The organism is Noviherbaspirillum pedocola (genome assembly GCF_016632335.1).
GTDB lineage: Bacteria > Pseudomonadota > Gammaproteobacteria > Burkholderiales > Burkholderiaceae_D > Noviherbaspirillum_A > Noviherbaspirillum_A pedocola.
This window is the reverse complement of the sequence record NZ_JAEPBG010000004.1, coordinates 435,347-458,951: the sequence shown is the minus strand read 5'-3', so window position 1 is coordinate 458,951 and position 23,605 is coordinate 435,347. Positions and strand designations below refer to the sequence as shown.

Here is a 23,605-nt window from a genome sequence, read left to right as displayed (position 1 = left end):
GGTTAGCAATGGACAAGGTAGACGCATTCAACCGTTTCGTATCCGAGCGAAAGCAATGCGCAGACTGGGGAAAATTCATTGCTTTGGGCAAGAAGCGTCTGAGCAGAGTAAAGCTTTGCGCATCATGTAAATTTTCTAGAAGCACGCTGTACCAAGACAAAGCCATCGAAAGGATGTTAAGGGAACTCGAGGCCGACCTCAAGGCAAGCGGAATTCTACTGCCCGGCGCAGAGGGCGCTACGTTCGCGGATGGCGGCGAGACGCCGACGAGCTTGGAAGACAACCTCGCTGCATTAGAGAGGCGCCTCGATCTTGTGCAGACAAACATTGAAAATCTGAGCCCGAAGTTGGCGAGCTACGCAAAGCCACGCGATGACTATCCGTTGGACTGATCGTGAGTCGAGTGATTTTTAGCGACGGCCTTCTGCACCACCCTGAGCACAAAGTGGGAGACGTGCCGATGTTCTTCGACAACGAACATAGGCTGCTTGAGGCGCCGACACAATGGGCGGTGGCCAAGTCCAAGATTCGCAGCCGATCCACGCATACACGGAGGATATATGGCTACAAGATGAATAAGTTTCTGAATTTTTTGGATGAAGCGGGCCACGGAAGCCAGAACTGGGCGAACGTTGACGAAGACATTTTCGACGAGTTCCTGCTTTATCTCTGCGAACGCGATGAGGACGAAACACCGGCCGAGCACGGGAATGCCGCCTACTACGCATACCGTGTCTGGGGTTTCTATCAATGGACAACGAAACAGGGTTATCAACACTACCTCGATTTGGAGGCCGAGGACGTCAATCGCAAGCTCAAGGACCAACTGTTTCTAGCGCATTCAAAGTCCACGGTCACTGTGGAAAAGCTCAACTTCAATCTTCCGACCGGAAGGCCGGCGATGCTTCACCGAGAGATCTCCAAGTTCGTCACTGAGGAGGAGTTCCACACTGCAATGGCGGTTCTGGCCAAAGATGACATGGTGTACACGATGCTTGCTTATATCATGGGCAGCACGGCCCTTCGGCCTATGGAGGTGCTTCAGATCCCATATCGCGGGAGAGGCCGGAACCAAGGATTTGTAGACTACAACTATGACAGCATACCGGGAGACATGGACTCGACCTCCATTGCATTCAGGATCAACTCGAAAGGGAAGGTTCGGACCTTTCAATTTCCTGGGCAGGTCTGGCGTATGATCTGTGAGCACTACATTCCACTGCGTCGAAAACGGTCAGAACTCCACAAAAAGAAATACGGCAGATATCCATCGAACGACATTCTTTTCCTGTCCGCAGAAGGCGATCCGGTAACGTACCGAATGATCCACTATCACTTCAAATCGGTGCCTGCCACTGCCCGCCAGATGGGTCTGCCTTATACCAACTCTGTCTTTTCTCCGAAGATGCTTCGGCATATGTTCGCCACATACTGGGTCTATCGTGCGCTCAAGTCAACGGGAAAACTGGGCCGTCCTTACACCTATGACCTAACCATTGACGAAGAGTTGAGGAAATGGATGGGGCACGAGGACGTAGGCACCACATATGAATACTACGTTCATTTGGTGAACCGATTCGCTGGTGGTGACCTTATGGCGCAGTTGGCGCAATCCAACATCAACGGGAATACGAAGGCGCTTGCGGATGCGCTCGGGCAGTGATGGCTTTCGGAAGGCGATACGGCACTAGGAGCTAGTGATGACTGATCGGTTGAACGGGCGACAAATGGCATTGCAAAGCCTCACGAGGTTCAAGGAATGGATCGGTGAGAGGGACAAGGCCGGTGATTGGACGAGCCATTGGAAAGGCGACAAGCTAAGCCGGGCGGAGATCGCAACAGCATGCGGTTTCGGAACGTCGGCCTTGCGCCAGAATCCCGCAATCAAGGATGCTTTAGAGAAGTTGGAGGCGCGTTTAAGGGAGGAGATGAAGGCTTGTTCCATCGCTATGGGAGGATTACAGCAGGACGAAGACTCCCACACCGCGGCGGTGGATTCCGACAACGCAGTCGCTGGCCTCCTTGCCAGTCCGAAGTTCGGCGACGACCCGCATGTTGCATCCTTGAGGCAGGAGAACGCGGCGTTGCGTGCCGAGATCGCCTTCCTGAATGAGAAAAATGAGCTGCTCCAGCATCTCGACGCGCACCTTTGCGAGACCGGAAGGATGGTGCGTGTATGAGCGAGGTGTCCATCGAACTGCGCATCACATCGATTCGGAGCGTCGGGAAATTTGGTGGCGTCATCTTCGCAGGCATCACTGCTTCCAAAGAATATTACGTCACCGTTTGCAGCAACAAGATCATTCCGGATGCGACCATCGTCAGCGAGGGGCAAGAGTGGTCAGTCACGGGGGCGTTGGAGCAATGGAAAGGTGCTACGCAGATCAAAGCGTCCGCTGCTGAGTTGCTTTATCCTTCCGGCCACAACATCATCGACTGGATCGTGCGGCCCGAGCACTGTGCCGGAATAAGACGCACCGAGGCTCGTGCATTGTATGAGGAGTTCGGACCGGCGTTGATAAACCATATATCCTTCCGCAACGTTGACGCGCTAACGAAAAGGATAAGAAAAGAGTCGGCGCGGGCGTTGTGCGATGCGTTCGAGAAGTACAGGACGGCGAGTATATTGCTGTGGCTGAGCCGCCTGGCAATCGACCGTCGCATGGGTAAGAAGATCATCGGCTTCTTCGGCGACCTTACTCAGCGGAGGATTGAGGAAAATCCGTACCGCTTGATCAGCTTTGCCGAAGAGTGGCAGAAAGTGGATCTTCTGGCTAAGACCCGCTTCACGGTTCAGGCCGATGATCCACGTCGACTTGATGCTGCTGTCGAGGAGGCTCTATACAGGGGGATGCGAGACGGGCATACCTGTCTCCCTATCGCGAATGTCAAGGCTCGGCTGAGAGGTCTCCTAGAGGATGGCGGACTGATCGCCAAGGCCCTGGCGCTTGTCGCTCCAAGCACGCAATACCATCGGCTTGACGGCATTTTGCAATCCTCTGGAGCCTATGTCATGGAACGATATGTTGCCGATCGCCTGGTGGCGGCATCTGCCGGTGAGCTTGAAGGAGTACAGCGGCAGCAAGGCTTGAAGAGATACGAATCCAGCACGGTAGACGAGGCCATTGCAGCATTTGAGGCATCTCAAAGCCTTGTCCTGACAGCGGAGCAGCGCAGTGCCGTGATTACGGCCGTCAGATCTCACTTGAGCCTGATCGCCGGCGGAGTCGGCACAGGAAAGGCGACGGTCCTGAAGGCCATATACAGTGTGCTGGAGAACGTGTGCGCCTACAAGCTTATCCACCAAATGACGTTGACGGACAGAGCGGCGCAGCGCATGAGCCAGGCGACTGGCAAGCCAAGCATGACCATTGCAGCATTCCTGAACGAAGTCGATGCTGGAACCTTAGGACCCAATACCGCTGTGGTTATCGGCGAGATGTCCATGGTTGACCTGATCTGGATGTACAGAGCGCTACGTCGCATTCCGTCTGGGACAAAGCTTATTCTTGTCGGAGACCCGTCGCAGCTTCCCCCCATGGGTCTTGGTTTAGTGCTGCACGTCCTGGCTGGTCATCCAATGATTCGGCAGACCGAATTAAAAGTGGCGAAGCGGCAGAGTGCCGTAGGTGGGATCCCGTTCGTCGCGGCGGCCATCCGTGAGCATCGGGTGCCACAGCACGCCGAATACGACGGTATCGGGACTGGCGTGTCCTTCGTGCAGTGCTCGGAATCAAAAATCAGCGAGGACGTGCGCCGTGTGTACGGGGAATTAGGTGGCGACGGCAGCAACAATAGTGTGCAGATTCTTTCGATTACACAATCAGGTAACGGAGGGACTGAGGACATCAACAGGTCCTTCCACGAAGAGTTCAGGCGGGGCGCACCCATGTGTTTCACACACCATCCGTTCTTCGGCAGAGTCGGTGCGCATTCCATGGATCGGGTTCCGCTGCGAGTAGGCGACCCTGTGGTCTATACAGCGGACGATGACGATCTCGGGCCGCATAACGGTTCACTGGGTACCATTGTGGAGGCCTTGGATTCAACAAGCCGAGAGCATCCGTGCTGCGCTGGCGATTTCGATGGAATACGCTATGAATTGAGCAGTAGTCAGGCCGAGACGTTGCGCCACGCTTACGCGATCCCAATACAAAAGAGCCAAGGTGGCCGGTTCCAACGTGTCATTGTGTCTTTGCGGAAGTCGACTCTGCTCGACCAGGCATTGATCTATACAGCCATAACCCGTGGCGTCGACCAGGTCGTTCTGGTCGGTGACTGGGACTCAGTATGTGCCGCGATAAAGGCGCCGGCCACAGCGGCGCGGCGACATGTCAACCTGCCTTCGTTCCTCGCCACCTGACAATTAGGCTGAAGATTCGAGCGACGACGGCAGGGCGCAGGCTAAGATGCACTGCTACGCCACCCGTACGGAAGAGCTTCCTAAGGAAATGGGCTTTTGAAGGGTTTCGCCTGCATCGTCACCGATACGTTCCTTGGAACTAGTCCACCGCAATGCGCAGCCGAATGCGGCACAGTCGGTGCATTGACCGGGACATTCGTGTGCCGTGCCCTTTGTGGCAGCGCTTGATGAACTCCGCAGGCGCCCACTGTGATTTTCCAACGGCAGCCACGGTGAACGACGTGCGCGTGATGGTCCATATATCCAACGCCGCCACACTCCTGGAAACCGATGCGGTCGCCGGTCCGATATGGGACATGCTTCAACTTCATTGTTGTGTCGGGTGGGACCTTCGGCCCTTACTGCGTCTTTGGGCTCTGATTTCGCATCGCGCTAATCCCGTACAGGAATAGTATCAATGCAATATAGAAGCAATGAACTGAGTCAGTTGATGCTCGACGATGATGATTGAAACGTAATGACGAGCTCAACCCCAAGCGCGTCCGCAATCCTCTGAAGAATCTCTATTGAAGGATTGGCGATCGCACGTTCCAGCTGTGAAACGTAAGTGCGGTCCACTTCAGCCGCCATGGCCAGCGCCTCTTGGGACAGACCTGCATGGGATCGGGCTTGCTTCACTTCACTGGCAATGCGTGTCCGTAACGTATTGATGTTTTTCTTTTTCATCCCGGAATGATCGGTGCGCCGGGATTCACAGTCCACGGAATATATTCTACAATGCACTTCCGAAGCCAGCCGACGGTGTATGTCCAGATGCCAAGACATGCCACGCCAGCGCATATTTCATAAACACGTGAATGTTGAGTAGCAACGTCATATATATGTGCCTTGTCTCGTGGCAGTGTCATGGGAAAGGTTCGTTGCCGCTTGCATCCGAGCAGGGGAAGTACGGTGTTATTCACGGTCGACAGTTTTGAAGCCAAGCTGATGAGCCGCGCCGAGGATCGGAAAGGTGGCGGCTCAGGAAGCCGCTGTTTCCGGTGGGTCGAGGTAAGGGGGCATTATCTGTTTCATGTCGATGTCGGGTTTGCGGAGGACCCTGACGTTCAATGGTGGCACTTCCTGACCGGGCATATCGGGGATCTGTTACGTCTGCTCGAGGATTACCCAGCACCGAAATACAAAGTGCGAATAGCGTTGCAGATCCCACTCTCCGCGGACGAGCCTTACGGCATTAACGAAGTCCTTGAGATCAACAGGGGGCAAGACACGAGCGGAAACGAGGTCTTCGCCTACAAATGCAAGAGCGGTCAAACCTACATCATGCCTTCGAATGCCCCGCATGACCTCGATGAGATCGACAAGGTGTGGCCATGATGGTCCATAGCAGGTCACGTATATCATTTTCAATCGAGAAGTAGGTACGGATGCCATCGACAGACAATCTGCAGCCAGGGTGGGAATGGTGGAGGAGCAGAATCGCCTTGCCGGCCGAAGTGGTTCGCAAACTTGAACAACAGCGTCTCGAGGCCCAGGCGCGTGTCGAGGCCGCCCAACGACTGGCCGAGGAACAAGAAAGCGCCACGAAGGGAAAAGGGGCATGGGAACCAGCGGTGGAGGAATGGCCGACCGACGTGGTTGCATCCGGCGAACCCTTCCTGAAGCTCCTGGACAAGCGGCAGGTCGAGGAGGCGGTGGACTCGTTCGACGCCTTGTTTTCGGAGTCCGACCGACGGCAACGTGCCCGTGCGCTTGTCGCAAACCTGCGCGACGCAGGTGAATACCGCAGTCTGCTTCGTCTGCCGCCGGACTGGCGTCGTGTTCTGCGTCGCTTGGAGCGACGGTTCCCCAATTTCACGGAGGTGGTCAACTATCTCAGGAGCATGCTCGCGCTCGCGGAGCATGGCGACGGAACTATCCGCTTCAGCCCGGTCCTCCTTGCAGGCCCGCCCGGGGTCGGGAAGTCCCTGTTCTGCGAGGCGTTCGCCGGGTCGTTTAAGTTGTATCTGGTGTGCATGCGCATGGAGAACGCCCAGAGCAACGCCGGGCTGGCCGGCAGCGAGGAGTTCTGGTCCAACACCCAGCCTGGACGGTTGTTCGACGCCCTCGTGCATAAGACCCACGCGAATCCGCTGTTCTTCCTTGATGAGATCGACAAGGTATCGACTGAAGGGCGGTACGACCCGATGTCCTCGCTGTTGTCGCTGCTCGAGCCAGGGACGGCAAGCTCATTCCAGGATCTGTCCTTCCCATGGCTTAACTTGGATGCTAGCAGGGTGCTCTACATCTGCACGGCGAACGATGCCGGGTTGCTGTCGGAACCGATACGCAGCCGGCTCAAGGTGTTCGACGTGCCGCAGCTGACGCCGGCACAGTCGCAACGCATGGCGGTCCGAATCTTCACGGAGGTCAGGCGCGAGGTTTTCGGCGCAAGAAGGTCAATGAAACTTGACCGGGCGGCTTTCGATGCCGTGGCGTCGCTCACTCCGCGGGAAATGCGGCGTGTGATCCGTCAATCAATTGGATGGGCATTGTTTAATTCCCGCCGTACGGTCCTGGCGGGCGATGTCGGAATGGCGATGAACGTTCCAAAGGGGACCATGGGTTTCGGCTTTGTCAGGTCACCATGAGCGTACAAAACCCAATGCAGCCATACGACCCCATAAATGCAACTATCAACAAGTAAATTGCCACGACCAAGTAGCAGCACGGAACTGGCTAGGCGCAGGGCAAACGGCTTGTAAAGACTGGGGAAAGTCCGCTCATGGGACATATGGTTTTCGGACTGGTCTGCGTAACCCCGGATGTGATCGTATGCACGGAGAACCACCATTGAGACTTGTAAAGGCCGCCATGCGGCGATCCTTAAGAATAAGAAAAGGCATCCTAGTTGGAAGCGCGAAAGTCTTGGGATGGGCTGCAGGCTTGCGGGGTGAACGGACAACGAACTTTGCACTGATGGGGGTTAGGTGCCATTGCTGCTCATTGCCGTAAAAGAAGCAACGGGCAGCACTTGACGACCGTGTGTGAAACACAGGGTGGGGGATCCCGCCTAGTCACCCTGAATTTGTTCATGGCGAGTTTCTCTTGTCGCAGCTACGAACTTAGTCTAGGTCAAAATCCATATGCTGCCCTGCTCAGATCTATCTGCGAGCATTTCTTAGGACTCGTGAGACTGCGCGGCGAGCGAGCCAAGTTTCGAAATGCCGCGCTGATTCGACATAGACAGTCTTGAACCAAGCATCGCCATCAGCGAAATCCCGCCCGCTTTCAACGGCGTACGTCAGATCGGCCACCGTCTCATCGTCATCAGGAATCATGTCGAGCATCTTTGCGAATGCGCTAGGGTATGCAAGGAGAGAACACGCTAGGCAGCACACATCGCGGTTGTGAAGACTGCTTAGCAGCCAAGACCGTTCAGTTTGAATCTCTATTATCTTTGTCTCTTTATAGTAATCACTAACGCTAACGCTTTTATATTCAGTACGAGAATTTTCGACCTCTGCCACTAGCAGATCGAAAAGCACGTTGACCTCATCCTCAGTAAAAATTTTCATGAAGAAATGCGTGAGCATTGCATGCCGTCCCCTTGCGAATCCTTGGGACACCCTTGCTGCACAAAGTTGACAAGTCGATGAACTATCGCATGTCCGTATCTTGAAATCGAGAGCATCGACGCACGGTGGAGTGCAGTCGACGGAAAGGATCAATGCGTCGTTGGGTAGGCGGCGAGCCAATCCCCTCCAGAAAGCTCAGTTCCACCAGTTCAACTCTGAGCACTGCCACTACCTGTTAGAGACGGAAGGCGAATATGAACACGAGTGACGATGAATTCGATGTGCCTGCGGATTTCCCGCAGCGATCGATCGGAAGCGGCCTCGCAGGTGCCCAGCCGAAACTATCCGTGACGAAGTTTCAAGGACGGTTTTACATGCTGGGCAATACGCCGCCTGAGAGGCACGCGCGCTACCATTGGTGCCGGGATCTCGCCGAGCAGTTCGTGGAGGCGGCACGCACAACGAGAAAAGGCAAGCGCAAAGACATGCATGAGGCTGACATCCTGCTGCAGTACCACGACCGGGTTCTGGCGGCCGGATGGGGATTGGAGAAGGCGGAGGCGGGCTGGATCTTCAGGCATGTCGCAGTCGTTCTCAACTGGCCCGTCCCGGAAGCGATATTGCCATCGACACAGGAGCTGCGTACGTTGGCTAAAGACGTCCTCGGTCCACACCATGAGGCGTGGTGGGACGCACCGTCAGTATGGCTGGACCATCAACGCCCCTGCGAACTCGCTCAGACTGTCGCGGGCCGCCGGCAGGTGTGGGAATACTTGAAGCGTGTTGAGACCGGTACTTACACTTGAACTTCCTGCCGTTTCGGACGGCTGTGGGTCCGGCCGCCTTGATTGCTCGAGATACCCCGGCGGGAAATGTGTGGCCGCAGTAATCATGTATATCAATACGAACAGACATGGGGCCGAAGACATCAAGACTGAATCAGATGTGGCTGTTTCAGATGCGGCTGTGCTGGATGCGGCGGCTTGCCGCACAGGGTGCTCCGTTCGGATTGGCCGCGGACGGCAGCATCGAGCGTCTTTTCGAGACCAGCTACACAGAAGGGGGGATTTGGCGATGGGTCCCGGTCAAGCATCTATCGACAGCCATACTGTCATACCGACGCGAGTTAAAAAACGCTGGCCGCGGTGACTGATGCAGGATGCTCCGCATTGATGTCATTCGATGCCGCGTCACCACAGGTCCCTTCGAGGCGGTTGCCTACGCTAGCCGTTGCCTTGGCATGGAGAGCGGCAGGTCCATTGGGCAACAGTCGTCATGTCCCCGTCGGCAAGTGCCCGCGCTTCATCTCGAGGGTGGCCACAGCCGATTGTCGATCAACCCGCGCAGCCGGTATCCTAAAGTTTTGGCTGCAATGAAGCTTCTCAGAACTCATGAAACCTCATGATGGGCCGGTGTCCGACCTCTGGCATTTTGCACGGCCGGAGCTCGCGGAAGGCTATCTCAATGCCTTCGACCTGAAGCTGTCCTCCGCGCGAGGGTTTTTTGCCCCCCGGCGCATGGGAAAAACCGAATTCCTGCTGCAGGACCTGCTGCCGGCAGCACAGAAACGTGGCTACATCGTCGCCTACACGAACCTGTGGGACAACCGCGCGTCGCCGGAGGCCGCCTTGGTGGCGGCATTATTCGACGCGCTTGGGCTGCGGAGCGCGCAGGCTCTGTCCGCACGCCCGGACCGGCCGGCCCAAAGGGGCAACGCCGACGCGAAAACACCGGGCACGCTGGAGGCCAAGGTCGCAACGTGCGACGGGAAGGAACCGACGCTGCAGGAAGCGATCAGGAAGCTCGATGAGCAAAGGAAAACGTTTCTGCTGGTCATCGACGAAGCGCAAGTTCTCGCGCGCACCGCGCACAGCGACTTCGTGCATGCGCTGCGCGCGGCGCTTGACATCCGCAAGGCCCGGGTCAAGGTGATCTTCACGGGAAGTTCTGGGACGGCATTACGGGCGATGTTCGCGCGCCCCTCCGAGCCGTTCTACCACTGGGCAGCGCTCGAACCTCTTCCACCGCTGGGGGGCGGTTTTGTGGACTTCACGGTCAAGCTGATGAACAGCATGGCGCGCAAGCCGATGACGGCGAAGCAGGGGAGACGCGCCTTCACCGAACTGAACGACACGCCGGAGTTCTTCAGACGTTTCATTGAGCGGTACATGCTTCACCAAGTGCTGGGGCCTGATTCAGCCTTGAGGTACACGAAGGCGTCGGTTTTTTCGGATGAACATTTGCACGAGGCGTGGTCTGACATGAATCCCGCGGATCAGGCGGTTCTGACGCTTATCGCGCGTGGCGATTCCGACCTTCACAGTGCCAACGCGCTTGGTCGCATTTCGGCGTCGTTGGAAAAAACGGCGACCAAAAGCACAGTCGCGCACGCGCTCAGGAGACTGCAGGCGGGAAACGTGGTGACCCGCGTGTCTTTTGGAGAATACCGAATCGAGGAGGAGGCGTTCGCGGACTGGATTCGGCAGAGGACCGCGGGCATACGTTGAGCCATGGACCGAGAGCTCCAATCTCGCAATCGTTCCGGTCACCACAGCGTGCCTTCTTTTCCTTCTCATAAAGATATGACCACCGATGTTGTTGCGGAAGGCCACGACGGGAGACTGCGCCACTCTCAGGTCCGAGGGACGCTACCAAATCGCCCATCCACAAGAGGCAGGCCCGCACACAGCCTACCTGCGGCTACACTCAACGCTTCACCCTGATGGAGCGTGAAGGTGGCGTGGCGCGCCGAACAGAAAAAGTGAACCGGCACTATTGTGAGACTTTACGGGAACATGCCATGGCCGGATATTGCTAAAACCTTCTTTCCAGCATGGGCACCAACTTACCGTTGAATCCGCGGCGACTGGTGCATTGGACGCGCCATTGCCCGGCAGTCGAGGATACAGGAGAGCAATTGCGGGAAGCCACACCGAGATGCAGCCGGCTTGAGCAGCAATGGGCCCTTTCGCGAGCAGATCCATTGCTGCAGCATCCACCCTCGGTCCTTCGGCACCTTACGGAGGAGGGCACATGGCCTTAGAGCGCAGGTACACGTAAAGGCGGGCAGCCCGGAGGGATTTGCATCTGTTTGGCCGCGGGCGAGATCGGTCTTGCCATTGAATGCTCTGTGCAGCAAACAGAAGAGGTCGCCTTGATGTCGGCGAGCGGTCTCCGAAAGGGCTGCAGCGGGACGCTTCAGTCAACCAACTGCCGCGCGAGCAAACGCTTTTGCGACAGGCGGGTCTCCTTGGTGAGAGGCGGCTACGGCGCTCCTCACACCGGGGCCGGTGCGAAATGGCAGCGATGGTGCGTCGAACTCGTTTGAAATCCGCATTCGTGCACCACTCCAGGATCCCGGCATGTTAACTTGATTGGCACGCCAGCGTATGCGGGATAAAGAATCAAGCGCGGTCAAGCAACGAACTGGCACGAGCAGTGCGGGCGGCGGGTACCGGCACCCGTGCCAAAACGACCGGTAAATATGAAAGGCGACTGTGGATTTTTCTATGGCGAGAAGTATTGACGCACTTCGGAGAACCCAGGTGGATCGCTGGACGAACCTCGTGGCGGCGGCAGAGTTTTATATCCTGTTCAACGACCACCGGCCGGCTCGGGGGTTCTACCTGCTCATTCATGATGACAACCGTTGGAAAATCAACCAGCCAGACTCGAGAGAACGTTTCCTTTGCAATGTCGAGCGATGCTGTATCGGGTGGATGTTATCGCGGGGGCACGCGGAGGGCCGCCACAGGCACGTGCTGACCCTTGATCACTTTTGCCATACCTTGGGCGTGGCGGAACATCTGAAGATCGCCCGAGTGCTGGCGGACGAGATGAAGGCGGGGAACGACGAGCCTAAAATATCCATGCGTGTCGACGTGCTTCTGGCAAAGCACGCCGTGGTCGCCCGGGTCCCTAATTCTGCAAACTGAAAGCCATCCGGCAGTCGCGGCGAAGGATCTACGGCCGATTAGACGATAAACGTTGCCGCGGCTTTTCCCTTGTGGCTGGATGAGGAGGCACTGAGCCCGCAGCGTGACCATTTTGAATGGCGGATCACGCTCGATACTTCCCTGTAAGGCGCACACTGGCGTTCGAGCAGGCCATGGCGACGGATAAGCAGGGCTTATCTGTCTACCGCTTATACCTCTTCTTCACACTATGTATTTTCGGTATGGGAAACAGCCTTGGGCAAATCAATGCTTCGGATGCCGGATGCCGTAGGTCGGTTCAAGCCCCGCGGATATGCTTGCAATAATTCGATGACGCCGTTAGAACTTGATACGTAGATGCGGCCCGCGGTAGCGTCCGCTTTCGCGTACCCATGCGCGCCTGTACCGGCGGGCGCGGTCCGGAAAAATTTTCAAATGAATTTTCAGCAGTTGAACAGCCGTTCCAGTGACTTATTAAAGCAGGCTGCCATCCTATCGGACGGCGAACCGAAAATGGTCTTCGTCGATCGCGGTTACCGTGGCGTGGAAGTCGAGCGAGCGCAGGGCTGGCCTCGGGGCAAAAGCGCTGTGTAACACGCGGGCTCAAAGGCATGATCCGACGCCGCATTGCGATCAAGCCACTACCCATCGGGCATATGAAGATCGATGGCAAGCTCGGCCGCAATTGACTCAACGGCGCACTTGGCGATGCCATCCACGCGGCGCCATGTGGTGCTGGACATCACCTGCGCCTGATCATCAATAGGCTCAAAGAAAATCGCCAGCCCGGCCCTATTTATTAAACTTTGGAATTCTTCGGGGCCGACTCATTAGTGTGAGGCTGTGTCCGGTAGTACGTCTGCAAATCCATGAACAGCGGCCATCGACTCATGTGTCCTTTCGATACGAGCGCCCGAGAGAGCCGGTCACCCTCTTGGGACAACATTTTTCCAAGTTGCTCGATTTTTGGATCGTCCTTCACGCTTAAACCATGAACGCCAACGGACCCGGCGGCTTTGCCATTGTCGCTATAGAACGGAGCAGCAAGCACCACTGCTCCGGCGATCGACTCTTCACGACTAAGCGCGCACACGAACGGTCCGTTCAATGTCAGGAAGGCAATTGGAAGGACTGTCGTCATGGAGCCGATGCACGAAGCGCATAAGTTATAGCGAGCGGAATGACGCAATTGGATCCGCAACTTCAGCGTCGCGATCGCCGCGCCAGCCCCGGGGGATCGCTGTGAAACGCGTCACTGCACTAACGATTGACGGTTTTCGCGGGCAAGAGAAGCACCAACGCGGCGCCGACCAGCAGTGCAGAAGAGGTGAATATCAGTCCCGCACTTTGCTTACCAGTGAAGTCATTCAGCCAGCCGACGACCGACGGAGAGACGAATCCGGCAAGGTTGGCGATACAGTTGATGGCTGCGATGCCGGCGGCCGCCGTCATGCCGCCCAAAAATGCGGTTGGCAAGGCCCAGAACTGCGAACTCGAAGCAATGCTGCCAATGGCGGCTAAGCTAAGCAGGGCCAATGCTGTTCCAACGCCACTCGTGGTAGGCAACAGGAACAAAGCAAGTGCCGCCATCACCATCGGGATTGCACAATGCAGGCGCCTGGCTTTCGTGTGATCCGAACTGATGCCAATGAAGGGCAACGCTATTAAGGCGCAAAGATATGGAATAGCGGAAAGCACACCGACCAGTGCGACGTTGCTCACGCCTGAATTCTTGACGATCGTGGGGAGCCAGAAGGTAATGCCATACTGGCCCATTACGACACAGAAATAGATGGCTGCCAGTAGCCATACCCGCCGATCGCTGAGAAAGGAGCCGACGGACGCGTGCGAGACCTTCCCCGTATTATCCTCGGCGATATAGTCTTGCAACAGTTTCTTCTCTTCAGGCGTCAGCCACTTTGCTGCTGCAATGCTGTCGTCCAAATAGAGGAGTATCGCGACGCCGAGAAGCAGCGAAGGAATCGCTTCAAGCATGAACAGCCATTGCCATCCTTGAAAACCGTGGGCACCCGAAAACGATTGCAGAATCCAACCTGACAGCGGTCCGCCGACGATGTTTGCCAACGGAATCGCCATGAAGAACACCGACATCATTTTGGCGCGGCGCTTGCTCGGAAACCAATAGGTGATGTACAAGATTACACCCGGGGCAAACCCGGCTTCGGCCGCGCCAAGCAAGAAGCGCATCACATAGAACATGGTCGGCGTCGACACGAACGCAAAGCATGCCGAGATCACCGCCCAGGTCAGCATGATGCGCGCCAACCAACGACGTGCGCCATACTTGTGCAGAATCAGGTTACTTGGCACTTCGAACAGAAAGTAGCCGAGGAAAAAAATGCCGGCGCCAAGACCGTAGACCGTTTCGCTCCATTTCAGGTCGTTGAGCATTTGCAATTTGGCAAACCCAACATTGACGCGGTCGAGGTAAGCGCCAAGATAACAAAGCATCAGAAACGGTATCAGGCGGCGCGCGACCTTGGCGTAGGTGCGTGTTTCGAAGCTACCGGCCGCAGCGGTAAGCCTGGAGCCATCCGCTCCGAAGTTCGTGGTCGTGGTCGTATGGGATTTCATCTTTGTCTCCTTCAGTTTGGCTGTACGTTCCAAACGCCATGCATCGGACTCCTGGACGACTTCCATGCAAGCAGACGCGGATCCAGGAAGACGACTACACGAGATGACGTTTTTGGACTAAGCACAAGCCGCCTCAATGTGTCGGCCGTCGAACGGGAATTGCGGCGGGCTAGCGGGCGGTGACGCAAGCGGTGGCAAGATCGCTATGCCATGCCCAAGCTTTCGGCTTGTGCGGTTTAAACCGGTGCTTGCGGGGTTGACGGATGCAGAAAGGCGCTGCCATACCGTGCCCTCGCTGTTGTTTTGGTTGTTACTAAAGCCAGCTTTTAACACTCGCCGTCATGCACTGACCGAAAGGCCGTATTGGTCGTGCAGCGTCGGCAGAGGGCCGGCAGCCAAGAATGTGTCAGGCGGGGCAATCTGGGGGGAAGACGTCGCAACGCCGGCACGGACCAACGTGCCTGCGACGGTCAGAATGTCCGCAATCCCGAATGCCTGTTCGATATATCCCTGCACTTGTACCGCTCCCTTCTGCAAGGCGTACCGGCGGATTCGATATGCGGCACTTCCCCAAGGAAGTGGTAGGGTTATGTTGTCTCACTTGAGTTGTCTCCGATTAGGGTTTTAAAGAAGAGAAACAATAAGGAACGTGCACTCCTTGAAACTCAGTGTATGAACGGCAGCCATACCTGTATAGCGATGAATTTTTACCTATAGATGAACTCAATTCAGTGCTACATCGCGCTGCGCAAAGCTCCTCTCAGGAACCTCCAGGCATTCAAATCGGCATATATGCACTAATCCGTCGTGGAAGCGGCGCGAGAGCTTTCCATCAATGGCTCAGCAGTTAGCTCTTCGATTCAAGCGCTAGAGGAGGCGCGTGGAACACTTCTATTTGAACGGATCAACCGCGGAGTGATACCGACCGAAGCAGGCGCGCGGTTGTATGCCAGTATCCCGTCCCTTCTTCAGCGACATCTACAAAGAAATGCGCGCCATACTCGATCGCAGTGGCCAGCCCCAACTTGTTGTCATTCAGTCTGCCCCGAGTTTCGCAGCTATCTGGATCTTGCCAAGGCGGCCTGCGTTCTACTTTCCCATCCTGGCATTGATCTGTGATTTTGGGCGAGCCAAGCACCACCTGGCTTCGCAGCTAGACTGGTCTTCCAGTTTTCCGCGAAAAGCAGAGATTCCAAATGTTGATGACGGATTAGCGCTTGGCAGCCGAGTGCAATCGATCATGAAAATAGTGGGGGGACGGTTCAGACTGTAAGCGGACGTCAGAAGCGAAATTTTGAGGGACTACCCATTGCTGTTATCACGGACTGAGCATCGACGATCCGCCCGTGATTGAAACGTCGACTATTAATGGTGCAAGACATCCTAAATACTAAAGCTTACCTTTTCATACCACAGCCTACGCAGACGATGATTTTTATTGCGCCGTCTTTAACTCAGTTGAAAGCAGTTTTTATTGTGCAGTATTGTCCTAATAATTAGAGCATTTCACGACGATGCGAATTCCGCCCTCATTACCTCGCTTGTTTATAGTCAAAGGTCTAATAATCCAGCTAGCAATATTTCTACGCATCTACTACACTCGGCCCTGCTTCGCGAATTTGCGTTTTTGCCGAATGTGGTTAATATCAATTAACCCTAGGTCAAGAACACAAACAAGTGCCATGTGAGCGATGCATTTTTTCAATATAGGAGTGGGAAATGGCAACGTACAAAGAGATACAAAATCAAATCGCTGAACTCCAACGTGCTGCAGAAGAAGCACGCACTAAAGAAGTGCAAGGCGCGGTCGACAAAATAAAAAGCCTGATGGCAGATTATGGGTTGTCCATCGACGACATCGTTGGCACCAAAAAGCGCGGTGGGAAAGCCAAGGCCGGGGGTAAGGTGCAATTCCGCGACGACCAAGGAAACACATGGTCTGGCCGTGGTCGAATGCCTGGTTGGCTGCACGGAAAAGATAAAGAACAGTACCGCTTAAGCTAGCAGCAAAAGGAATATTTGCATGAAGCGCTCCTTTCTGGTTGCTACTTTGGTTTTCGCAGCCGCTTCATCCATTGCTGCGGCGCCTGCCAAACAAACTTTGCCTTCAGGCGTAGTCGTCGAAACTATCAAGGTAGGTACTGGCGTAGCGCCAAAAGCGTCTGATACGGTCGTGGTAAATTACCGCGGCACACTCGCCGATGGCACGGAGTTCGATAGTTCGTATAAACGTGGTCAGCCAGCCACTTTTCCGCTCAATCGTGTCGTCCCATGCTGGACCCAAGGTATCCAACATATCGATGTTGGCGGCAAGGCTAAACTGACCTGTCCACCAGAGACCGCCTATGGCGCGCGTGGTATTTCTGGAGTGATTCCGCCGAATGCGACGCTGACTTTCGAAGTGGAAGTTCTGTCGGTGCAATAGCAGCGGTACATCGACGGCGGTACTGTAGAGTCCGCGTGGCATAGCTCACTATGGCGCGCGCAGACATTATTTTTGTGCGGATAGAAAAATATCCGTACGAAGATCCGCGACCTCCAACTGTCGACGAAATGGTTGTCTGTCATAGCTCAAACCTGCCAACTGCGCATAAATTCATCGATTCGGAAATTCTCCGTTTATTGCTTGCATAGCTTCTGCAATAGAGCCTCCTGGTAAAACGGCTAGTCTGATTCGGATTTTTACAGACGTAGGGAGATTGAATTTGCGACCGATATGCAGCGCATACCAACAGATTCGAGTTTCGGAACATAAATGAACCGAGCGCCACTCGCACGCGTGCAATCCGCGTAGAATCCACGCTTTTGGAATCTTAGAGCGACGGCAATGGCGAAGTGGAAGGTGGAGAAATGGGGCAATGCGGGAGAGAAACAGCTAGTGGCCGCCGCGCCAATCGCCGTCGGAGAGACGATCCTGTGCGAAAAGCCACTGGTCACCGTCCCAGCCGATCAGCATGAGCTTGGCACCTATGCTTGGGATCTAACCCACAAACTGCTAGCGAACGCTAGCTTGCGAAACACCTATTACAGCTGGCAACTCAAGAGCGAGGATGTTTTCCCGCCGCTGCACAACGACACCGAAATCGAACGGCTGCTGGCCAAACGCTACGGCGTACAAAGAACCCTAGTGCGTAAGCTCTATGTCGGTGTCGTCACAAACAATATCGTCTTCGGCGCCGGTGAAAAAGCCATCACTGGCTACGGCATGTACAAAACGCTGTCCCGCGCGAACCATTCCTGCGATCCCTCCGCCGCGATGGTCGCGGTGGATCCTGTCGCTGGCGAACAGGGCTTGGCGGCCAAGCTGCCTATCCAGCCAGGGCAGGAAATCACATGGAGCTACTGTGGCGAAGATAACGGTTTCCTTCAGCAAGATTACCTGATTCGCAATCTCTCCCTAGTACGCGACATGGGTTTCGTGTGCCGATGTTCCCGCTGCAAGAAGGAGTTGCCAAGCGATCTCAAGGGCGTCGATCGGCTGCGTTTTTTTATGGACTTCCTCGCTCAGCACGAGGACTCCATCACCAAGCGCGCGACGGGCACCCTTGCTGGCGCGGGTGATTTAGTACAAGGCAAATAAAAGATTCTTCGCCTCTTCGGTCGTTACATTTTCACATGCTGTTTCAGTCATCGCTGTCTCCCTGTGGACCTTCACGCCGAAACTTTGCAAGCGTAGCATCAACTCCGGCTTTGGCTTTGAAAACTGCCACCAGCTCTGCTATTCGCGGATCGTTTTCGCATTGCTCCACCAGGGTCTTGCCATGACGATCAGGCGCGTCCGCGCTCGCCCCAGCCTCGAGAAGGAGCGCGAGGCACTCCACTGTCCGTTCCATTCCCCCACGCTCTTTCAACTTATCTCGATTAGCAAAATGGATCGGCTGCTCGCCATTGTTGTCGAACGCATTGAACATCGCGCCATGTTCAAGCAATTTTTTGACGAGCACTGGTTGCGCGTTATACACCGCATCAAAAATTGGGGTCACGCCGCCATTGTCAGCGGCATTTACATCCGCACCGCGCTCAAGCAACAGATCGATAATCTCCGTGGAGTTTCCTACTGAGGAAATCGAATGCAGCGGCGAATATCCTTTGGCATCCTTCAGATTCACGTCGGCGCCGGCGTTTAAAAGCATACGTACGAAGTTGGTCTGTCGCGCGATAGTTGCCAGGTGTAGCGGTGCGCGGCCTGCGCTGTCGACAGCATTCGCGTCCGCACCCTTTTCCAAGAGATAGACAGCGGCCGCCTCGTGCGCATACAGTACCGCCAGATGCAAGGCCGTGCTTTGGAATTCTTCACCCCGGAACCGGTCCGTGACGACCTTCGCGTCGATGTTAGCGCCATCGGTGACAGCTTGCTGTACCGCAGGCAGATCGCCAGCGTGTGCAGCGGCGACAAGGCGCTCATCAGGCGACTGTACTGCCTTGCTCATATCCTGGTCCGGCTGCTGCTCGCTCATGGCATCACTCCTTGTGGATCTGTAGCACGTACGACCTGCGACGGCTAGGATTGATCGAAGATTAAGGCGAAGCTCAGCCTTAGTAGTGCGGGGGCTCCGGTAAAGACCATATCCGTTTTGCAGCCAACCCTCTTTTTTGACCGCTCTTACGCATTATGGAATGCGTATCTCGAGAGTGAAATGGGGCTGTTCAAGTTAGTGTCTGCCAAGGTCCAGCGGCCGGGATCGGCCGATTGTGTTGAAAATTCCTTCTCGCAACAATGGAGAGCGCTTTTTACGAGTATGAACTCTCCACTTGATTGACGATCGTTCAATGGCGGCATTTCTGAACAGTCGAGTTAAAGCCTCTTTCGATCCCGAGGGCAAATTAAGCGACTTTTTCAACGCAATCGGCCATAAGCGGCCGTTGACATTAAGAAGACGAACGGCAGCTTCCTTCCACTTTGCGGACGATAATCAGTTGTATGTCCCTATATACGGAGCGGAATAGTCGATATGCACATCAATGCGCTCTGTCAGTATTTTGTGACCATGCATTTCGTGGCTTAGTTGCAAGTCATTGTCTTGCACGTATTAACTCCCGTAGTTTCGTTTCTGCCGCGCTTTATTTTTAGTGATGTCGGAATTATTTACAAAAGGTGTGGGCGGTTGTTCGCTATTCGCTGCGCAGTCGAAGAAAAACAAGCAGTTAAAAACACTGGCATATTTGTTGTATGTAGCGATTAAGGGGTGCCCTCATTCCCTAATTTAATGGAGGCAATGATGATTGATGGCAAACAAATCGAAAATCCGGCGTCCCTTATTGTCGCGATCTCGCTGCTTATGGGACTTGGTTCTGCCTCTAACGAAGTGGCAGCAGATCCCATTTATAACGGTGGACCCGTCCTAGGGGGAATGACAACCGTTAACCTTATCTATTATGGTTGGGGGAGTCAGGTCACAACTGTACAGCCGATTTTTAATAATTTCATTAGCGGGATAAGTGGTACTAACTGGTGGGGGATCACTCGCTTTTATAGTGATAGGGCGAACAGTCCACTCGGAGTTCAGCTAGGCCAATCAATTGCCCTAGATGCATCTACCTATGGTACTTCACTTAACCAATCTACGATCAGTTCCATAGCCAGAAACAGTCCCCAGGCACAGGGGAATAATCTTAACTTGGTTCTAACGGGACCTTCGATCTCCGTTGCAAACTTTGGAGTAACGAGTTGTGGATGGCATGCTTATTCTGGGTCGTTTGTTTATGGATTTGTTGGCAATGCGCAAAATGCTCCCACCTGCATTGATAATCTAGTGCAATTCCGTGGCGATCCGATCGTCGGTGGGATGCTATCTGTCATTGCACATGAACTCACGGAAGCGATTAGTGATCCATACCTTTCAGCGTGGAAGGAGCCTGGCCCGCAAACTGCAACAAGCGGCAGAGAAAATGCCGACATGTGTGCCTGGAAGTATTCAGGAATACAGCACGATTCATTTGGGGCATTTAATCAAAGCTTCGGGGGTCAAAATTACCTTATTCAAGATAACTGGCTTTTAGGTCAGGGAATAATACCGTCGTTTTGTTCTTTCACTGAATTACCAAAAACCACCTTTTGCCGCCCTGGCTTGCAGTGTAAGCCGGACTTTGGCGAAACTTACGATAGTCCATTAGCCCAGAGATTTCAATCGGACATCGAGGAGCCAGAACCAGAACAAGGAACGGTGCCGGAGCCATCTATGCTTACCTTGTTGGGAGTCGGTTTAATGTGTCTTTGTTTTGCACATCGGATGAACCTTCCAAAAAGCAGAAACATTAATATGACCTCGTCGTAACCACCCAGCCGCCTCGGGATGATAAATGAGGTAGCCCTTACCTCTACTGGCCACGTATTTGGATCTAAAGTCTTGGGTCGGAGGCGTACAGCCAAGCGGTATGGCCGCTTTCAATTTTTATATCCGACATAAGTCTATGGTCCGGCTTAGGTCTGTACTGAGTGAGGTGCTGTCCTTTCGCCATCGACAGCAGCCGGCCAATTCTGTTGAAAAATCTGTAGTGCAAGACCTACGGCAATTTTACCGCCGCATCAATTCTCATCAGGATATTAATCGTACAGTGATAGTGATTTCGAAAATCAAATCACGCGCCTTTATCTATCTTAGCGGCAAATTGAACGATTGCGCCGGCATGACGCAATTTCCGCCCCAGGTGTACAAGTTTTCGCTTGACACACCTCAAGCGCTTTCTTATTCATTTGCCACATTTTCGAAAAGGTATCTACGCTAATTTGCGCCAACGAAGTGAAATACCCCAGAAGCCATGTCGGACCTTCCGGGCAACAAAAGAGCGGAGATAACATGCGTACGTATCAACGAGCCAAAATCGTTTTAGCAGCGGCACTCACCGCGATTTTATGCCAGTCATGCGGTGGGGGAGGTTCCTCGAGCACGGATACGGGCACATCTAAGGACTTCGCCATAGATTCTAGTATCCCCGCCGCGTCCAAAGCCAAAATAAGCAGTGTCGATACTCCGCAAGGCAGCGTCGGAATGACTCAGCAGCTTCCCGCATTGCCAGACGATGGCAAGGATTACCTGTTCGTCGCATCGGGTTCAGACGGCCCCTATCTAATGGCGGTTGGACGCAAACAAATAACGTTCAACACAGCAACAACGGCGGAGGCATTCGTAAGAATTGCAAATGGCGACCTGTATTCTACTGATCCATCGATATCGAAAACAGTGACCGGCTCGCCCAGCTTCCCGTACTTGACGGCAAAAATTTCCGATGCGCTCAAAGCCGGCACTCCGCCAATCCAGTCTGATGCCGTCATCGATGCGGTGTGGCAGGTTGCAATGGAGACAAGAAATACGCTCGCCAACGAGACCGCATTGTCCAAGGCACCGAAAATATTGGCGTCCGCAGAAACCGTCCAATCTCTCCCATATTATTTTTTTCAGGACGATGCGACGGACAAAATGTGGCTGTTGAACGCACCAGGGAACAACCTTGAATTAAAAACCGTACGCCGCTTTTTTGGAAGGCCACAACAACACCTTCCGAGGGAGCTTCGGAAGCGGAAATTGAGCCTCGCAAGACAACGAACCTGCAATACCTCGCCTACTACGGCGGAAGCGAGTCCAAGAAGGATATTGTCGGTTCGTCGCCACAGTTTACCGTAACGATACAGCAGGATGAAAAAACCCGCATGCTCAACTCGGTGAACCTTGTCGCAAAAATATCACTCGGAATCATTAATGGGTTATACAAAACGGATCCCGGCGTGGGCGATGCCTGCGTAAAAAAATTCGCGAACGACACCTTGAATGGAACTGAGTTCACCAAGCTGCTCACGGATCCGAACGCCGATAACCTGTACAGTTATATCAAGAAAATCATTGGCATGGACAATCCGGTAACCTTCATCAAGACGTTGACGGATTACGCCAAAGGATGCCCCGACCCGGGCCTAGAGGTGGCTAAAACCACATCAGGCACGAAGGTGCCAGATACTCCATTTGCCAAGTTTATTAGCACTGCTTACGCAAGGCTTGCTCTCTCCAAGAGTATCTATGCAGCCGGCGATTTATCTCTTCAACTCTATAAATACTACAACTACAAGCAAAGTGTCGATGTCTGTAAAAAAGAAGGGGTAGTTGTACCGTGCGAGTTTACATTGCGCGTCACGCCTGCTGGCCAAACTATCACCATCGCAGATTTATTGCAGATGAATGCGACCCTGACAGACAAGACTGGGAGGGATTTCGGCGCTCCGGCCAACATGAAATGGAGTTCCGATACTCCCGGTGTCGCTTGGGTAGATGCAAACACTGGATTGGTGACCGGCGTAAGCCCTGGAGAAACAATTATTACCGGCACAGATTTATTGACGTTCGCAAAGGGTACCGCGATCGTAAAAGTTACCGTAAATAACATCGATGAAGGAGTGAAAACGGAATTACAGGATTACGCTCTTACTCCATGCACAACGAACCGATACGAGGCAGGGACGCGTACCGGAGGAATCAATTATCAATATGATCTCACCGCATGTTCACTTGGGAAAAAAGTCTATTTTACTTGCGTCGGCGGATGTTTTGATTCTAACAATCGGCCACGATATTCGATCACACCACGCAATGCGACTGCGACTCTCAAACGTCCATGCGAACCGGACCGGGTCGATCCTGTGTCAACAGCCCGTGAACCAGTGCATTATGAATACGATACAGGGAGAATCTGGTACTACGGCGTGATCGTCGGCGTGACTAAGGTGGTCGGATCCCTCGATCCCTATAACTGCTCAATCTCGTATGATGTTCAGGAAACTTTTGACATCATCCTGCCGAGCGGGAAGGCAACGACCTCTGTGGTCACTTATTTCGTGAGTGCCCCATGACCTGCACGGCTGAGGCTTTTGTATGCTCAGCCAATTCAATCAATGGTTAAAAGTCTCGCCGCCCGATCGAGATACTTCGAGAGATCGGCGAGACGCTGGTTGACAATCAATGATGCCTTAAGCGAACGGCTTAGTTCATGGTGAGCAGAGCATACTGTTCGTATGACAGTGCGTGGCGTGGTAGGCCGGGTTCAGCTCGCCCTTCTGGTCGTGCGCGAGCAGCCGGACCATGTAGGCTTGTCGGCTTTATAGCAAAACCCGACTATCGACATGTCCGGCTGACCGGCTGCTCTGGGTCGATTCTGCGCGTACCGAC

21 protein-coding genes are annotated in these 23,605 nt (G+C 54.3%); 16 read left to right on the top strand and 5 right to left on the bottom strand.

Features of this window, described 5'->3' with window-relative positions:
- Nucleotides 1–8 precede the first annotated feature (8 nt).
- From JJB74_RS13030 to JJB74_RS13015, 4 genes are read left to right on the top strand one after another with little or no spacing between them, the layout of a single operon-like run.
- Nucleotides 9–392 (top strand): hypothetical protein, encoded by a 384-nt coding sequence (locus tag JJB74_RS13030; protein ID WP_200592287.1) that lies wholly within the window; start codon nt 9–11, stop codon nt 390–392.
- Between the two features lie 2 nt (nt 393–394).
- Entirely contained in the window at nt 395–1,663 is a 1,269-nt protein-coding gene (locus tag JJB74_RS13025) for a tyrosine-type recombinase/integrase (RefSeq protein ID WP_200592286.1), read from the top strand.
- A 37-nt stretch (nt 1,664–1,700) separates the two neighbouring features.
- On the top strand, nt 1,701–2,180 hold the full coding sequence (locus JJB74_RS13020) for a hypothetical protein (RefSeq protein ID WP_200592285.1): 480 nt from the start codon (nt 1,701–1,703) through the stop codon (nt 2,178–2,180).
- Nucleotides 2,177–4,363, top strand: coding sequence for an AAA family ATPase (locus JJB74_RS13015; protein WP_200592284.1), 2,187 nt, complete (start codon nt 2,177–2,179; stop codon nt 4,361–4,363). Before JJB74_RS13020 ends, JJB74_RS13015 begins: the two co-directional genes overlap by 4 nt.
- Before the next feature lie 483 nt (nt 4,364–4,846).
- Here JJB74_RS13015 and JJB74_RS13010 read toward each other — a convergent pair whose 3' ends face one another.
- Nucleotides 4,847–5,089: a helix-turn-helix domain-containing protein gene (locus JJB74_RS13010; protein ID WP_200592283.1), complete on the bottom strand. Its 243-nt coding sequence runs from the start codon at nt 5,087–5,089 to the stop codon at nt 4,847–4,849.
- A gap of 225 nt (nt 5,090–5,314) precedes the next feature.
- Here JJB74_RS13010 and JJB74_RS13005 point away from each other — a divergent pair, with 225 nt between their 5' ends.
- Together JJB74_RS13005 and JJB74_RS13000 are read left to right on the top strand one after the other, a co-directional pair.
- On the top strand, nt 5,315–5,740 hold the full coding sequence (locus JJB74_RS13005; protein ID WP_200592282.1) for a hypothetical protein: 426 nt from the start codon (nt 5,315–5,317) through the stop codon (nt 5,738–5,740).
- A gap of 107 nt (nt 5,741–5,847) precedes the next feature.
- Entirely contained in the window at nt 5,848–6,993 is a 1,146-nt protein-coding gene (locus JJB74_RS13000; protein WP_200592281.1) for an AAA family ATPase, read from the top strand.
- 513 nt (nt 6,994–7,506) lie between these two features.
- Here the strand turns inward: JJB74_RS13000 and JJB74_RS12995 are convergent.
- Complete coding sequence (locus JJB74_RS12995; protein ID WP_200592280.1) at nt 7,507–7,920, bottom strand: hypothetical protein; 414 nt, start codon at nt 7,918–7,920, stop codon at nt 7,507–7,509.
- 254 nt (nt 7,921–8,174) lie between these two features.
- Here JJB74_RS12995 and JJB74_RS12990 point away from each other — a divergent pair, with 254 nt between their 5' ends.
- From JJB74_RS12990 to JJB74_RS12980, 3 genes are all read left to right on the top strand, one after another.
- Entirely contained in the window at nt 8,175–8,726 is a 552-nt protein-coding gene (locus JJB74_RS12990; protein ID WP_200592279.1) for an antitoxin Xre/MbcA/ParS toxin-binding domain-containing protein, read from the top strand.
- A gap of 585 nt (nt 8,727–9,311) precedes the next feature.
- Nucleotides 9,312–10,427: an ATP-binding protein gene (locus tag JJB74_RS12985; protein ID WP_200592278.1), complete on the top strand. Its 1,116-nt coding sequence runs from the start codon at nt 9,312–9,314 to the stop codon at nt 10,425–10,427.
- Nucleotides 10,428–11,465: 1,038 nt separating this feature from the next.
- Complete coding sequence (locus tag JJB74_RS12980) at nt 11,466–11,855, top strand: hypothetical protein (RefSeq protein WP_200592277.1); 390 nt, start codon at nt 11,466–11,468, stop codon at nt 11,853–11,855.
- Between the two features lie 799 nt (nt 11,856–12,654).
- Here the strand turns inward: JJB74_RS12980 and JJB74_RS12970 are convergent.
- Both JJB74_RS12970 and JJB74_RS12965 read right to left on the bottom strand, forming a co-directional pair.
- Entirely contained in the window at nt 12,655–12,996 is a 342-nt protein-coding gene (locus JJB74_RS12970) for an IclR family transcriptional regulator (protein ID WP_200592275.1), read from the bottom strand.
- Nucleotides 12,997–13,115: 119 nt separating this feature from the next.
- Nucleotides 13,116–14,450 carry an MFS transporter gene (locus tag JJB74_RS12965; RefSeq protein WP_200592274.1) on the bottom strand — a complete coding sequence of 445 codons (1,335 nt, stop codon included), beginning with the start codon at nt 14,448–14,450 and terminating at the stop codon, nt 13,116–13,118.
- A gap of 807 nt (nt 14,451–15,257) precedes the next feature.
- On the opposite strand from JJB74_RS12965, the gene JJB74_RS34175 reads away from it, so the two are divergent.
- From JJB74_RS34175 to JJB74_RS12945, 4 genes are all read left to right on the top strand, one after another.
- On the top strand, nt 15,258–15,569 hold the full coding sequence (locus JJB74_RS34175) for a LysR family transcriptional regulator (protein WP_200592273.1): 312 nt from the start codon (nt 15,258–15,260) through the stop codon (nt 15,567–15,569).
- A 600-nt stretch (nt 15,570–16,169) separates the two neighbouring features.
- Nucleotides 16,170–16,454, top strand: a complete 285-nt coding sequence (locus JJB74_RS12955) for an H-NS histone family protein (protein ID WP_200592272.1) — start codon at nt 16,170–16,172, stop codon at nt 16,452–16,454.
- Between the two features lie 19 nt (nt 16,455–16,473).
- Nucleotides 16,474–16,875 (top strand): FKBP-type peptidyl-prolyl cis-trans isomerase, encoded by a 402-nt coding sequence (locus tag JJB74_RS12950; protein WP_200592271.1) that lies wholly within the window; start codon nt 16,474–16,476, stop codon nt 16,873–16,875.
- A 402-nt stretch (nt 16,876–17,277) separates the two neighbouring features.
- On the top strand, nt 17,278–18,030 hold the full coding sequence (locus JJB74_RS12945) for an SET domain-containing protein (protein WP_200592270.1): 753 nt from the start codon (nt 17,278–17,280) through the stop codon (nt 18,028–18,030).
- Nucleotides 18,031–18,073: 43 nt separating this feature from the next.
- Here JJB74_RS12945 and JJB74_RS12940 read toward each other — a convergent pair whose 3' ends face one another.
- Nucleotides 18,074–18,907 (bottom strand): ankyrin repeat domain-containing protein, encoded by an 834-nt coding sequence (locus JJB74_RS12940; RefSeq protein WP_200592269.1) that lies wholly within the window; start codon nt 18,905–18,907, stop codon nt 18,074–18,076.
- A gap of 759 nt (nt 18,908–19,666) precedes the next feature.
- Here JJB74_RS12940 and JJB74_RS12935 point away from each other — a divergent pair.
- From JJB74_RS12935 to JJB74_RS12925, 3 genes are all read left to right on the top strand, one after another.
- Entirely contained in the window at nt 19,667–20,725 is a 1,059-nt protein-coding gene (locus JJB74_RS12935; protein ID WP_200592268.1) for a PEP-CTERM sorting domain-containing protein, read from the top strand.
- A gap of 522 nt (nt 20,726–21,247) precedes the next feature.
- On the top strand, nt 21,248–22,072 hold the full coding sequence (locus JJB74_RS12930) for a hypothetical protein (protein WP_200592267.1): 825 nt from the start codon (nt 21,248–21,250) through the stop codon (nt 22,070–22,072).
- Between the two features lie 26 nt (nt 22,073–22,098).
- A complete protein-coding gene (locus JJB74_RS12925) occupies nt 22,099–23,289 on the top strand; it encodes an Ig-like domain-containing protein (RefSeq protein ID WP_200592266.1) in 1,191 nt (396 codons plus the stop codon).
- Nucleotides 23,290–23,605: the final 316 nt, after the last annotated feature.